General features: G+C 41.4%; 1 protein-coding gene. It reads right to left on the bottom strand.

Features of this window, described 5'->3' with window-relative positions:
• The coding region (locus tag IE260_RS43610) for a hypothetical protein (protein ID WP_229881873.1) at positions 1-493 on the bottom strand (493 nt) is incomplete at its 3' end.
• Positions 494-502 lie beyond the last annotated feature (9 nt).

Genomic DNA, 502 nt, shown 5'->3' with positions numbered 1-502 from the left:
AAGCGTTTGAAAAATAGTGGTTCGTAACGCTAGAAGTTACAAAGGTTTTTTGAATGGTGCTAAGCATGGAATTGGCTAAATCTTGCGTGTTCAAACTAGCGTTTAGATTGTAGTTTGTTTGACTACCAAGATTAGCGAAATTGATCGGTAAGGCGTTTTGATTGATGAGTTGCTGCCAAACGGCTGCTGTTACTCCTAAAAAGCCAGCTGGGACATCCGCGCAATTGTGATAGATAGAATTAGGGTAGTTGCTAGGGAAAGCGCTCTGACCTTGACCCCCATAAAGCGAACACACATTATAGGGGAGGCCATCAGAATCTTTTGGTTTGCCATTTTCATTTTGACCGGTTGGCACTCTTTGATAAGTCATATTCCCGTTATGGGTATAGCCTTTAGTGTGGCTGAATTCATGCAAGATGGTTCTTAGATCCTCTAAATTGATAGTCTTAAGGTTGTTACCAAAGAGTTTTGTAGGATCTAAAGCAGAAGCCACTACCCCTAA

The organism is Streptomyces viridiviolaceus, from assembly GCF_014650995.1.
Lineage (GTDB): Bacteria > Actinomycetota > Actinomycetes > Streptomycetales > Streptomycetaceae > Streptomyces > Streptomyces viridiviolaceus.
This window is presented reverse-complemented; position numbering and strand designations above follow the sequence as displayed.